Source organism: Dactylosporangium sp. NPDC051087 (genome assembly GCF_055586325.1).
The window spans coordinates 17708-29912 of sequence record NZ_JBVJIJ010000001.1 but is presented as its reverse complement, the minus strand read 5'-3'; the positions used below and the strand labels follow the sequence as shown (position 1 = coordinate 29912).

The following is a 12205-nucleotide window of genomic DNA, read 5'->3' as shown; positions in this document are numbered from 1 at the left end:
CTTGGGTGTGGTGGATCCATCTTGTGTGGTCTTGTGCAGTTCTTTTTTTCTTTCTGTTCTTGCTCCTGCGGGATTTCCGTCGGGGCGCCGCATCGAGGAGAGCGGCGCCGCGACAAGGAGAGAGCTAGGCCGATGCGGAGACGGGTATCCGCGTGGTGATGCGCTGCGTGCGGGTGACGAAGCCGGGCTGCAGCCCCTGCAGCAGCACGAATATGGACCGGCGCTCGACCGCGTCGCCGGTGGCGTTGAGCTGGTAGCCGTCCAGCCATGCCCATCCGTCGTAGGTCTGCCAGTCGTGCACCCGGATCACCCGGAACAGCATCGGCTGCACGAACTGCACGCTCGCGGCTTTGGTCACGCGCAGCACGTCGCCGGTCTTCGGTAACACAGTCGGGACTCCCGTCATCATCCGTCGGCAGGGGGAAGGCCGGCCACGGCGAAGCCGTAACCGCCGATCGGCTCGATCGTTTGTCGCTGCGTCCGCGATGGTGATCAGGTCGTCTCGTTGGCACGAAGATGAACAGACCGTGACCACCGCCACACACACAGATTGCCCCAGGAGGGTGATCATTGCAACTTGCACGACGAAAATTCCATCTCTCGCATGAGTGAAATCGCTCTCGGGTGGCGACATCCGCAAGAGGTGGTGAAAATGTCGTGCCGGCGCTGGGTTGCGCAGCTTCATGATGTTGCGCTGATCTATACGTACCGGCACAACGTGGCCTGGGCGCGGAGGTGTGACGCGTGGCAAGTCGACGAGGCAGCCCGACGCTGCGACGAAGGCAGCTCGGCATGGAATTGCGCCGTCTCCGCGAGGCGGCACACGTCACCATTGATCATGTCGCCGAGCGGCTGGAATGCTCCGGATCCAAGATTTCCCGCATCGAAACGGGACAGACCGGCGTTACTCCCCGGGACGTACGGGACATGCTGGACGTCTACGGTGTCGATCCCGATTACGCCGAACAGCTGCTGAAGATTGCCCGGGAGGCCCGCCAGAAGGGTTGGTGGCAGCTCTACGGTGACGTGCTCACCGGTGCCTACGTCGGCCTCGAGGCGGCCGCCGACCACATCCGCTCCTATGAGGCGCTCGTCGTGCCCGGTCTGCTGCAGACCGAGGAATACGCACAGGCCATGATCCACGCGGCCCGCCCGGACATCAGCGCCACCGAGGTTGACAAACGGGTGCGTGTCCGTATGAGCCGACAGTCGTTGGTCTCTCAGGATGACCCGATTGATCTCTGGGTGGTGCTGGACGAGGCAGTGTTGCGCCGCCCAGTCGGGGGAAGAGCGGTCATGCGCCGTCAGCTCGAGCATCTGAGCATGGCGGCGGGGTGGCCGAACGTGACCCTCCAGATCCTGCCCTTCTCCGCCGGTGCCCATGCCGGGATGGACGGGACATTCACGATGTTGCTGTACGACGAGTCCGCCGGGCAAAACTTCGTGTTCGCCTCGAACGCGGCCGGTGGCCTCTTTCTCGAGAAGGACGACGAGCTTCAGCGCTACGGATTCATCTTTGACTACTTGCGCGCCAACGCACTCCGTCCGGACGAGTCAGTATCAATGATCGTGAAACTGACAAAGGAGCTGTAGTGGAAATCCAGGCCAAGGGCTTCAGCGTGAATCTTGACGGTGCCGGCTGGCGTAAGAGCACCCGCAGCGGTCCGTACTCGGACAACTGTGTCGAGGTCGCGTTCGTCGGTGGGGCCGTGGCGCTCCGGGACTCGAAGGACAAGGCCGGGGCGGTTCTGCTGTTCACCCCGGAGGAGTGGGTGGCCTTCGTCGGGGGGACCAAGGCCGGGGAATTCGATCTCGCGTAAGTAACACGCCAGGTCCGCAATCGACCGGTTCGGCCCGTGACGGTGGTATCGCCGTTGCGGACCGGGCCGGTCATCGTTGTATTTGACGAGCGCTCAGACCCGAACACACCCGAGTCAGATAAGGCTTGTATCCGATGAACAATGGCCCCGACAACTTCGGCAACGGATCGTCGAAGACCGACGACCGTTTCTCCGGGCAGCTCGGAAGCTACCGCCCGGGCGGGCGCCGGGACGTCATCGGCGACGGGCCGATCGACGAACTGTCGCCGCGCAACGGCTCGCCGCTGGACCGTGCTTCCCTGCCGCTGGACAACTCACCGATCGCCTCGTCGCTGACGCCGCCGAAGCTGCCCGAGTCGTCGCTGGTGGCAGACCTCGGCCCGCTGACCGAGCCGATGTTCGGCCGGTCCAACGTGCTGCAGGACTCCTGGCTGGACGGCCCCAGTGGCTCGATGGCCGACCACCCGCTGCTGCGCGGGCTGCTGCTGGAGCTGCCGCCCAAGGGCACGATGCCGCAGCAGGAGTGGCTGGACCGCTGGTTCGAGGCGGCCCGCTCGATCCTGGAGCTCATCTACTCGCAAGAGGCGCGCGGACTGAAGTAATCACCGAGCTCGCCGGTCGACAGGTCGGATCCCCATGCAGTACAAACGCAGGGAGACTCGACCTGGGGAGGTCGGGCGGGCTCCGGTGCGCGTGAACGCGCATCGGGCCCGTCGTTAGGTTGGGACGCATGAGCATTCCCAAGATCGAGCTGCACGTGCACCTCGAAGGGGCGATCCCTCCCGCGACACTGCTGGAGATCGCCCGCCGCAACGACCTGCCGCTGCCGGTCGACACCGTCGAAGGCGTGCTGGGGCTCTACGAGTTCACCGACTTCAAGAAGTTCGTCGAGGTCTGGATCCTCACCACGAACTGCCTGCGCACGGCGGAGGACTTCCGGCAGATCGTGGTCGACTACGCCGGCGTGGCCGCGTCGCACGGTGCGGTCTACCTGGAGGCGATCTTCTCTCCCGGGGAGCGGGCGCAGCGCGGGGTCGCCTGGGAGGACCTGTACGAGGGCTACACGGACGGCATCGCCGAGGCGTACGAGCGGCACGGCATCATCGTGCGGCTGACCCCTGACCTGTACCGCGGCATGCCGGTCGACGTGGCCGAGGACGTCGCCCGCTGGAGCGTCCGTTACGCGGACCGGGGCATCGTCGGCCTCGGGCTGGGCGGCAACGAGCAGGCCGGGCCCGCGGTGACCTACGCGAAGGCGTTCGAGCTGGCCCGCGACGGCGGGCTGGCGATCGTGCCGCACGCCGGCGAGTCGGCGGGTGCGGAGTCGGTCCGCGAGATCCTGACCCTCGCGCCGGACCGGCTGCGGCACGGCATCCGCGCTGTCGAGGATGCAGGTGTACTGGCTGAGATCGTCGATCGTGGCCTGGTCCTGGACGTGTGCCCGACGTCGAACCTCCGGACCCGCTCGGTGGCGTCCCTCGCCGAGCATCCGCTGCCGGCGCTGGTGGCGGCCGGGGTGCCGTGCACGGTCAACACCGACGATCCGGCGATGTTCAACACGGATCTGACTCAAGAGCACAAGGTCGCTGCCGATCTCGGTCTAGGTGCGAGGGACGCCTACCTGGCGGGCGTCGCGGGTGCGGCCTGCGACGACAACGTCCGGGCAATGCTGAGAAGCAAGATCAGTGATATCGGCTGAATGTCCGATTGGCTGGCTACGTTCGGGCCAGGTCGGTGTCGCAAAGTTGATGGTCGATCTTGAAATGTCCGCTTAGCTTTGGGCGGGTTCGCCGGTGGTACGGAAAAGGCAAGGGTGAGTGACGTGTCCGATCTGATGTTCGCAATGATGAGTGGCGGCGGCCTCCTGGCCCTCAGCATCGGCGCGTTCGGCGTCCTTGACGCCTACCACAAGCGCGGGATCGGCGAGAAGCGTGTCGACTGGCTGATCGCGCTCTACGCGTTCGGCGTCGTCATGAACATCGTCGCCTACGTGATGCTCGACCGCTGGTACATCGCGGCGCCGCTGGCGCTCATGCTGGTGCCGGCCGAGCAGGCGCTGGCGAAGCGCGGCACCTTCAAGCGGCGGGCCGTCAAGGTCGACGCGATCACCGGTCGCTGACCGCACAGACTTCTAGTTCGAGGCCGGCCCCCGCACGGGGACCGGCCTCGAACTGTGCCTTGAGCCGCTTGCGCCTCAGACCGCGAACGTGTTCAGTGGCTCCGTGGCCGGGGCCGGCGGGGTCGCCCGCCACAGGCGCGTCTTCTGCGCGCCGAGCCGGGCCAGATAGGCCGGGTTGAGCAGCACGTAGCGCTTCCAGAGCCGCTTGGGCTCCAGGCCGAGCCGCCACAGCCACTCCAGGGCGTATTTCTGCATCCACGCGGGAGGGTTCTTCAACCCGCCGGCGTGATAGTCGAACGCCGCGCCGACCGCCAGCATCGGCGCGTCCACGAGGTGGCGCATGCCGTAGACGAAGATCTCCTGCCGCGGGCAGCCGAGACCGACCATGACCACACGCGCCCCGGACTCCTTGATCCGGGCGGCGATCTGCTCGGGCTCACCCGGCTGCGCCGCACGGAACTTCGAGGCCTCCATGCCGGCGATCTTCAGCGCGGGGAACCGCTCGTGCAGCTTGGACACCAGCAGCTCGAGGGTCTGCTCGGTCGAGCCGTACAGATACACCGGCAGGCCCTGCTCCGCGCTGGCCCGCAGGACCCGCAGCGTGAGCTCAGGACCGTAGACCCGGTCGGCGAGCCTGGCGCGGTGCAGCAGGTTGAGCGCCCAGCGCACCGGCTGCCCGTCGGGCGTCACGAGGTCGAAGGCGTTGAGCCGGGCGCCGTGCGCCTTGTCCTGCACGCCGGTCATCACGCCGTGCACGGCGAGAGCCGTCACCGCGAGCGGCCGGCCGTCCCGGGCGGCGCTCATGACCTTCTCGACGGCGCTGTCGTAGTCGACGGCGCTGACATTCACGCCGAGGACGTTCTGCTTGCCCTGGTCGATCACCGGTCAGGCCGCCGGGGTCCACTTGCCGACGTTGGCCTCGTGGATCTCCTGCAGGATCATCGGCACGTCGTAGACCTGCTTCCAGTCCGGGTAGTCCAGCTGGAACCGCTCGTTGGACCCGATCCACCACTGGTGGTCGCCGACCCGGTTCGCCTCGTGATACTCGGTGATCATCTCCTGGCCGGTGATCCGCTGCGACTCCGCGAACGCCTCCAGCATCGAGGTGTTGGAGTGCCGCCCACCGCCGAGGTTGTAGACCGCCGCCGACCTCGGGTTGCGGAAGAACGCCTCGAACGCGCTGGTCACGTCGTGCGAGTGGATCGCGTCCCGCACCTGCTTGCCCTTGTACCCGAACATGCGGTAGGTCCGGCGCTCCATGTTGCAGCGCATCACATACGCCAGGAAGCCGTGCAGCTCGGTCGCCGAATGCGCCGGCCCGGTCAGCGTCCCGCCCCGGAAGCACGCGGTCTTCATGTCGAAATAGCGACCGTACTCCTGCACCATCACGTCAGCGGCGACCTTCGACGCCCCGAAGACGGAGTGCAGACACGCGTCGATCGACATGTCCTCCTTGATCCCGTTCTCGTACGGGTGGCCCGCCTCGATCTCCCACCGCGTCTCCTGCTCCACCAGCGGCAGGCTGTTGGGCCGGTCCCCATACACCTTGTTGGTGGAACAGTGGATGAACGGCGCCTCGATGCAGTGCTCCCGCACGTTCTGCAACATGTTCAACGTCCCGCCGGCGTTCACGTCGAAGTCCGTGAACGGGTCCCGCACCGCCCAGTCATGACTCGGCTGCGCCGCCGTGTGAACCACCAGCGCGACATCCTTGCCGTAGCGCTTGAAGATCTGAGCCAGCGCGTCCCGGTCCCGGATATCGGCGTCGTGGTGCGTGTACGCATCGCCCAGGTCGCTGGTCAGACCGACGACATTCCAGGCGGTGGAGGCCTCAGCCCCGAAGAACTGCTTCCGCATGTCGTTGTCGATGCCCACGACATCCAGCCCCAGGGAAGCAAAATGCCGAACGGCTTCAGACCCGATCAGGCCGGCAGACCCGGTGACGATGACGACGCTCACGAGAAGAACTCCTTGCGGCTCGGGCAGATCGGGCCGAGCATACCCCGCACCCAGGAGTCACCTTTTTGACGCACAGCAACCGAGAGGGCGCGTTACGACGTAGGCCCACCACCGACGCTTTTGAGGGGGTGTGGGTGGAGCGAAGCTCCCCCACCGGGGAGCGAGGCTTGCCTCGCGCGGAGGATCCACCACGTAAACGGCGAACGCTCCCCGCAGCGTGAGCAGGGAGCGTCCAACGTGGTGGGGAAGGGGGGAGTTGAACCCCCACGCCCTTTCGGGCACACGGACCTGAACCGTGCGCGTCTGCCATTCCGCCACTTCCCCTTGACGATCGGCGAGCCGATCATCTGGCAGTGCTCAGAGTAGCGTGTCCCAACTCGGCGTTTTGACCGGGTAGGGACTAGGCTGCCCTGGGCGCCACGGAAGAGTAGCACGGGCTGACCGGTCAGGTTGCAACTGGGCGTGCGACGTCCGGATACCATCATGACCTCGGAACCCGAGGAGGAACCGGTGAGTGTGCTGCAGCGCTTCGAGAAGCGCCTAGAGGGCCTGGTCGAGGGGGCCTTCGCAAAGGTCTTCAAGGGGGTCGTCCACCCCGTGGAGATCCTCAACGCCATGCAACGAGAGGCGGAAGCCCACAAGGCGATTCTGGCTGGCGGGCGCACGCTCGTGCCGAATCGCTACGTGATCGACCTTTCGCCCTATGACCACAGTCGGCTGGCGCCGTATGCCGCCGCGCTCGCCCAGGAGCTCGCCCAGTCTCAGGCGGAGTTCATCGGCGAGCAGGGGTGGACGGTCTATGGCGACGTCATCGTCGAGATCGAGCGGGGTGATGGCCTCGACACCGGCATGTTCCGGGTGACTGCCGAGGTCTACACGGGTGGCGAGCAGCCGCAGGCCGCTCCCGATCCGTATGGCGGCTACAACCAGGGTGGTGGCTACGGTCCGGGTGCCGGCGGTCCCGGCGGGCCCGCCCGCAACGTACGACTGGTGTCCGGCGACGGGCGAAGCTACCCTCTGTCGATCGGCTCGACCGTGATCGGCCGGGGCGATCAGGCCAACATGCGGCTGCCAGATGTCGGCATCTCGCGTCGTCACGCGCGACTCGACTTTGACGGTGCGCAGGTGGTGCTCACCGATCTCGGCTCGACGAACGGCACGATGGTCAACGGTCAACGCGTCTCCGCGGTCGCGTTGAATCCCGGTGACATGATCCAGCTCGGCACCACCACGCTCACCTACCGCGTGGATGGCTGAGTCACTGCACCACGTGGTCGACGTTAGGCGGATCTGGATGAGTGCACCTGCTCGACCGGGCCTTCACCAGGCCCCTGATAGGTCGTAGATGGAATTTGTCATTACGGTCGCCCGCTACGGGTTGCTCGTGCTGCTGTGGATCTTCGTGTTCACGGTGGTGGGAGTGATCCGGCGGGACCTGTTCGCGGGCTCTCGGTCGAGCCGGATCGTCGCCGCACCCCGGGGGGTTGGTGCGGTGACGGCTCCTGGCCGTCCGGCGAAGGTGAAGCGCGGCAAGACCGCTCACCAGCTCTTCGTCACCGCCGGTTCGCTGGCGGGCACCCGGATCACGCTCGGCGAGGCGCCGATCACGATCGGCCGCGCCGAGGATTCGACGCTGGTGATCACCGATGACTACGCCTCGGCGAAGCACGCCCGCCTCGTGCCCCGAGCCGGCCAGTGGTATCTCGAGGATCTCGGCTCGACCAACGGCACCTACCTCGACAAGACCAAGGTCGGCGCCCCTACCCCCGTCCCCCTTGGCGTGCCGATTCGCATCGGCCGCACTTCTCTCGAGTTACGGCCATGACCCTCACCTTGCGCTATGCGGCCCGCAGCGACCGCGGTCTGATTCGGAGTGGCAACCAGGACTCCGTCTACGCCGGACCGCGGCTGCTTGCCGTGGCCGACGGCATGGGCGGCATGGCCGCCGGTGACGTCGCCAGCAACATCGTCATCGCCACCATGGCGCCGCTCGACGAGGATGTGCCCGGCAACGCCATGATCGACACGCTTCGCGGCGCCGTCGACCTGGCCAACCAGCAGATCCGGGACGCCGTCGAGGAAAACCCGGCCATGGAAGGCATGGGCACCACCCTCACCGCCATGCTGTTCTCCGGCAGCAAGATGGGCATGGTCCACATCGGCGACTCCAGGGCGTACATCGTGCGCGACGGGGAGTTCGCCCAGGTGACCAAGGACGACACCTACGTCCAGATGCTCGTCGACGAGGGCCGGATCAGCCTGGAGGAGGCCAACAGCCATCCCCAGCGCTCACTGCTGACGCGGGCCCTCGACGGGCGCGACGCCGACCCCGAGTATTCGGTGCGCCAGGTCAAGACGGGCGACCGTTACCTGCTGTGCAGCGACGGGCTCTCCGGCGTGGTCAGCGCCGAGACGATCGAGTCGACGCTGCGGGAGTACGTCGACCCCAACCAGTGCGCGGGCCGGCTCATCGAGCTCGCCCTGCGCGGCGGGGGTCCTGACAACATCACCGTGATCGTCGCCGACGTCACCGACGAGGACATCGTCGAGGAGCGGCCGATCGTCGGGGGTGCCGCCGCACAGGACCGTGGCATGGCGACGTCCGCCGACCAGTCGATGTCCTCGGCCCGGGGTGCCGCCCTCGCGGCGCCGCGTCCGCCGGTGCCGGAGCCCGAGGAAGACGCACGGGCGCGCGCCGCGGAGAAGGCCCGCGACGAGGCCGGCCGGCCCAAGCGCCACCCGGTGCGCACCGTCGTGCTGCTCGTGGTCCTGCTCGGCCTGCTCGGCGGCGGTCTCTGGTATGGGTGGAGCGTCACCCAGTCCCGCTACTACGTGGGCGCGACCGACGACGGCACCGTCGCGATCTTCAAGGGCGTTCCGGGCAAGATCGCCTGGATCGAGCTTTCGGAGGTCTACGAGTCGAGCGAGCTCAAGCTCGACGACCTGACCCCGGCCGCGCAGGGCACCGTCAAGCAGGGCATCCAGGTCGACAACCTGGAGCAGGCCAAGGACAAGCTCGCCGCGCTGACGGACCCCGACAATCCGTCGCGGAAGCAGGCGTGCCCGACCGGCGACCCGACCACGGACCCGAGCGCGACCGCGACCGGTGCGACCAGCGCCGTGGCGCCGGGAGTCACCGGCACCGCCTCCTCCTCCGCGGCGCCGGCGTCGGGTGCGCCGACCAGCGAGCCCCCGACGATGGCGTCCGAGACCCCGACCCCGACCACCAGCTGCTGATCCGACGATGACCCTGACCGCGAGGCCAAGAGGAATTCTGCTGTGACCGCAACGGCCATCCCTTCCCCGTCGCCTGCCAACCCGGGTGACGGGGCGGGCGCGTACCAGCCGCAGCCGCGCACCAAGCGCAACGTCGAGCTGGGGCTGCTGCTGTTCGTCGCGGCGATCCTGCTGGTCTACGCGGCGGTCGTCGAGGGCAACGCGATCGGCGAGGTCACCGCGGACTTCTGGGTGCAGGTCGCGATCCTCGGGGTCATCTTCGCGGGCGCACACCTCGCGATCCGGTTCCTCGCTCCCTATGCCGACCCGGTGATCCTGCCCGCGGTGGCACTGATCAACGGGCTCGGCGTCGGGTTCCTGCGCCGGTTGGACCTGGGCCGGGCCAAGGCGCCGCTGCGCGCCGACCTGAGCGTGTTCAGCGGCGACGGCTTCCGGCAGCTCGGCTGGACCGCGGCAGCGATCATCGGCGCGGTCATCCTGATGGTGATCGTGCGGGACCACCGGTCGCTGTCGCGCTACGCGTATACGCTGGGGCTCTCCGGCATCGTGCTGGTGCTCATCCCGGCGGTCCTGCCGGCGCGGTTCTCCTCGATCAACGGCGCCAAGCTGTGGATCAAGTTCCCCGGCTTCTCGATCCAGCCGGGTGAGTTCGCCAAGATCTTCCTGCTGGTCTTCTTCGCCTACTACCTGGTGCGCAAGCGCGAGGTGCTGTCGATGGCCAGCAAGCGCTTCCTCGGCGTCGACTTCCCCCGCGGCCGTGACCTGGGTCCGGTCGTCCTGGTCTGGCTGCTGTCGCTGATGGTCCTCATCTTCGAGAAGGACCTCGGCACCTCGCTCATGTACTTCGGCATGTTCGTCGTGACGCTGTACATCGCGACGGTCCGGGTCAGCTGGCTGATCATCGGCCTCGGGTTCTTCCTCGGCGGCGCGTTCCTCGCGTACTTCCTCGGCAAGACCGTCGGCGGGCCGTTCCTCAACTTCTCCGAGCGCGCGACCACCTGGCTCGACCCGTTCGCCGACGCGGACAACAAGGGCTACCAGCTGGTCCAGTCGCTGCTCGGGCTCGGCACCGGCGGCCTGACCGGGGCCGGCCCCGGCGCGGGCCAGCCGCTCAAGGTGCCCGAGGTGCGCACCGACTTCATCTTCTCCGGCCTCGGCGAGGAGATCGGGCTCTTCGGCCTGACCGCCCTGCTCGTGGTCTACCTGCTGCTGGTCGAGCGGGGGCTGCGCGCCGCGATCAACGTGCGGGACTCCTTCGGCAAGCTGTTCGCCGGTGGCCTCGCGTTCACGCTGGGGTTGCAGGTGTTCGTCATCGTGGGTGGCATCAGCCAGCTGATTCCGCTGACCGGACAGACCACGCCGTTCCTCTCGGCGGGTGGCTCGTCGCTGGTGGCCAACTGGCTGCTGATCGGCCTGCTGCTACGCATCTCCGACGCGTCGCGGCGCCCGGCCGGCGGTGCGCCGTCGATCGGGATCGGCGGTGTGTCCACCGGTGGTGGGGGCGGCGCGCCGGTCCAGATCCAAGAGCTTCCCACGGAGGTCGTGCGATGAACGCCCCACTGCGCCGGGTCGGTGTCGTGGCGCTGGTGCTGTTCGCGATGCTGTTCGTGAATCTGAACTACCGCCAGGTGGTCAAGGCCGACGACTACCGGACCCACCCGCGCAACGGCCGGGTCCAGGCCAGCGAATACGAGCGCGCCCGCGGCAAGATCATCAACGCGCAGGGTGTGGCGATCGCCGACGCGCAGGAGACCGGCGACACGCTGAAGTTCCTCCGCACGTATCCGATGAAGGACAAGTACGCGCACGTCGTGGGCTTCAAGCCGGTCAACCTCGGCGCAACCAACCTGGAGAAGCTCAACAACGACTTCCTGATCGGCACCTCCGACAAGCAGGCCGCCGACCGGATCGCCGGGCTCTTCACCGGCAAGGAGGTCGCCGGCGGCAACGTGCTGCTGACGCTCTCGCAGGCCGCGCAGGAGACGGCGTACACGCAGCTCGGCACCAACAAGGTGAAGGCGAAGAGCGGCGCGGTCGTCGCCCTCGACCCCACCACGGGTGCGGTGCTCGCCGAGGTGTCGCTGCCCAGCTACGACCCCAACCTGCTGAGCACCCACGACATCAACGCCGCCAGCGCGAACTACAAGAAGCTGGACGGCGACCCGGCCAAGCCGATGCTCAACCGCGCGGTGCAGGAGATCTACCCGCCCGGTTCGACCTTCAAGGTCATCACCTCGGCGGCGGCGCTGTCCGCGGACTCGTCGCTCACGCCCGACTCGATGGTGCAGGGCGGCGAGTTCTACCAGCCGCCGGAGACCTCGTCGTTCCGCATCAAGAACGCCCACGAGGGCATCTGCCCCGACCAGATCTCGCTGAAGCAGGCGCTGACCGTCTCGTGCAACACCGTCTTCGCCCGCATGGGCGTCGAGCGGCTCGGGGCGGAGAAGCTCAAGTCGATGGCGCAGGCCTTCGGCTTCGAGGCCCAGCCGCGCTTCATCGAGGACCAGGACAAGAACTACTGCAACGTCGCGGCCAGCCACACCGGCCCGATGACCGCAGGCGCTGACAACCGCGTGGACCCGCCGGCCGTGGCTCAGTCGAGCATCGGACAGCGGGAAGTGAAGATGTCTCCGCTGCAAGGCGCCATGATTGCGTCGACGGTCGCCAACGGGGGACGCGAGATGCGTCCTTACATCGTCGACCGTCTGCAGAACGCCGACCTGTCCAACGCCGACCGGACCGACCCCAAGGAGCTTGGCCGCCCGATCAGCGGCGAAGTCGCCTCCGCCCTGCAGCAGATGATGTTCAGCGTCGTCACCTCCCGTGACGGCACGGGCCGCAACGCCAACATCTCCGGTTTGCAGGTGGGTGGTAAGACCGGAACGGCGGAAGACGGTGACGAAGCCGGTGATCACGGCTGGTTCATCGGCTTCGCGATGAAGGACGGCAAGCCGATCATTGCGGTCGCGGTCTTCCTCGAAAACGCTGGCAAGGGTGGCAGCGCGGAGGCGGCACGCATCTCGGGCCTGGTCATGAAGGCATACGCGGACGAAAAGGGCATCAAATAATG

At 67.3% G+C, this 12205-nt stretch carries 13 protein-coding genes and 1 tRNA gene; 10 read left to right on the top strand and 4 right to left on the bottom strand.

The genetic code is table 11. From position 1 onward, the window contains the following. Positions 1–124: 124 nt before the first annotated feature. Positions 125–388 (bottom strand): hypothetical protein, encoded by a 264-nt coding sequence (locus ACZ6TV_RS00170; RefSeq protein ID WP_465293666.1) that lies wholly within the window; start codon positions 386–388, stop codon positions 125–127. Between the two features lie 404 nt (positions 389–792). Here ACZ6TV_RS00170 and ACZ6TV_RS00165 point away from each other — a divergent pair, with 404 nt between their 5' ends. The 5 genes from ACZ6TV_RS00165 (at position 793) to ACZ6TV_RS00145 (ending at position 3939) form a co-directional block, all read left to right on the top strand. Then, positions 793–1593 (top strand): helix-turn-helix domain-containing protein, encoded by an 801-nt coding sequence (locus tag ACZ6TV_RS00165; protein WP_465293664.1) that lies wholly within the window; start codon positions 793–795, stop codon positions 1591–1593. Then, complete coding sequence (locus ACZ6TV_RS00160; protein ID WP_465293662.1) at positions 1593–1820, top strand: DUF397 domain-containing protein; 228 nt, start codon at positions 1593–1595, stop codon at positions 1818–1820. Before ACZ6TV_RS00165 ends, ACZ6TV_RS00160 begins: the two co-directional genes overlap by 1 nt. A 134-nt stretch (positions 1821–1954) precedes the next feature. Further along, positions 1955–2422 (top strand): hypothetical protein, encoded by a 468-nt coding sequence (locus ACZ6TV_RS00155; protein WP_465293660.1) that lies wholly within the window; start codon positions 1955–1957, stop codon positions 2420–2422. A 128-nt stretch (positions 2423–2550) separates the two neighbouring features. Next, a complete protein-coding gene (add, locus tag ACZ6TV_RS00150) occupies positions 2551–3519 on the top strand; it encodes an adenosine deaminase (protein ID WP_465293658.1) in 969 nt (322 codons plus the stop codon). A gap of 123 nt (positions 3520–3642) precedes the next feature. After that, positions 3643–3939: a hypothetical protein gene (locus ACZ6TV_RS00145; protein ID WP_465293656.1), complete on the top strand. Its 297-nt coding sequence runs from the start codon at positions 3643–3645 to the stop codon at positions 3937–3939. A gap of 75 nt (positions 3940–4014) precedes the next feature. Here ACZ6TV_RS00145 and ACZ6TV_RS00140 read toward each other — a convergent pair whose 3' ends face one another. The 3 genes from ACZ6TV_RS00140 to ACZ6TV_RS00130 form a co-directional block, all read right to left on the bottom strand. Beyond that, on the bottom strand, positions 4015–4821 hold the full coding sequence (locus ACZ6TV_RS00140; protein ID WP_465293654.1) for a WecB/TagA/CpsF family glycosyltransferase: 807 nt from the start codon (positions 4819–4821) through the stop codon (positions 4015–4017). A gap of 3 nt (positions 4822–4824) precedes the next feature. Further along, complete coding sequence (locus tag ACZ6TV_RS00135; RefSeq protein WP_465293652.1) at positions 4825–5898, bottom strand: NAD-dependent epimerase/dehydratase family protein; 1074 nt, start codon at positions 5896–5898, stop codon at positions 4825–4827. A 238-nt stretch (positions 5899–6136) separates the two neighbouring features. After that, positions 6137–6222, bottom strand: a tRNA-Leu gene (locus ACZ6TV_RS00130). Positions 6223–6381: 159 nt separating this feature from the next. On the opposite strand from ACZ6TV_RS00130, the gene ACZ6TV_RS00125 reads away from it, so the two are divergent. The 5 genes from ACZ6TV_RS00125 to ACZ6TV_RS00105 all read left to right on the top strand — a co-directional run bounded on the left by ACZ6TV_RS00125 (position 6382) and on the right by ACZ6TV_RS00105 (position 12203). Beyond that, positions 6382–7155, top strand: coding sequence for a DUF3662 and FHA domain-containing protein (locus tag ACZ6TV_RS00125; protein ID WP_354776876.1), 774 nt, complete (start codon positions 6382–6384; stop codon positions 7153–7155). Between the two features lie 88 nt (positions 7156–7243). Beyond that, the gene (locus ACZ6TV_RS00120) at positions 7244–7723 is read left to right on the top strand and encodes an FHA domain-containing protein FhaB/FipA (protein WP_354776874.1); all 480 of its coding nucleotides are present in this window, start codon (positions 7244–7246) and stop codon (positions 7721–7723) included. Continuing rightward, the gene (locus tag ACZ6TV_RS00115) at positions 7720–9135 is read left to right on the top strand and encodes a BofC C-terminal domain-containing protein (RefSeq protein WP_465293649.1); all 1416 of its coding nucleotides are present in this window, start codon (positions 7720–7722) and stop codon (positions 9133–9135) included. The genes ACZ6TV_RS00120 and ACZ6TV_RS00115 overlap by 4 nt, the downstream gene beginning before the upstream one ends. 42 nt (positions 9136–9177) lie before the next feature. Beyond that, the gene (locus ACZ6TV_RS00110) at positions 9178–10686 is read left to right on the top strand and encodes an FtsW/RodA/SpoVE family cell cycle protein (RefSeq protein WP_465293647.1); all 1509 of its coding nucleotides are present in this window, start codon (positions 9178–9180) and stop codon (positions 10684–10686) included. Continuing rightward, complete coding sequence (locus ACZ6TV_RS00105; protein ID WP_465293645.1) at positions 10683–12203, top strand: peptidoglycan D,D-transpeptidase FtsI family protein; 1521 nt, start codon at positions 10683–10685, stop codon at positions 12201–12203. Before ACZ6TV_RS00110 ends, ACZ6TV_RS00105 begins: the two co-directional genes overlap by 4 nt. The last annotated feature ends 2 nt before the right edge of the window (positions 12204–12205 follow it).

Coding starts and splice junctions, on each gene's coding strand:
- ACZ6TV_RS00155 (WP_465293660.1), top strand. CDS start 1,955: ATGAACAATGGCCCCGACAACTTCGGCAACGGATCGTCGAAGACCGAC.
- add (WP_465293658.1), top strand. CDS start 2,551: ATGAGCATTCCCAAGATCGAGCTGCACGTGCACCTCGAAGGGGCGATC.
- ACZ6TV_RS00125 (WP_354776876.1), top strand. CDS start 6,382: ATGACCTCGGAACCCGAGGAGGAACCGGTGAGTGTGCTGCAGCGCTTC.
- ACZ6TV_RS00165 (WP_465293664.1), top strand. CDS start 793: ATGGAATTGCGCCGTCTCCGCGAGGCGGCACACGTCACCATTGATCAT.
- ACZ6TV_RS00105 (WP_465293645.1), top strand. CDS start 10,683: ATGAACGCCCCACTGCGCCGGGTCGGTGTCGTGGCGCTGGTGCTGTTC.
- ACZ6TV_RS00115 (WP_465293649.1), top strand. CDS start 7,720: ATGACCCTCACCTTGCGCTATGCGGCCCGCAGCGACCGCGGTCTGATT.
- ACZ6TV_RS00120 (WP_354776874.1), top strand. CDS start 7,244: ATGGAATTTGTCATTACGGTCGCCCGCTACGGGTTGCTCGTGCTGCTG.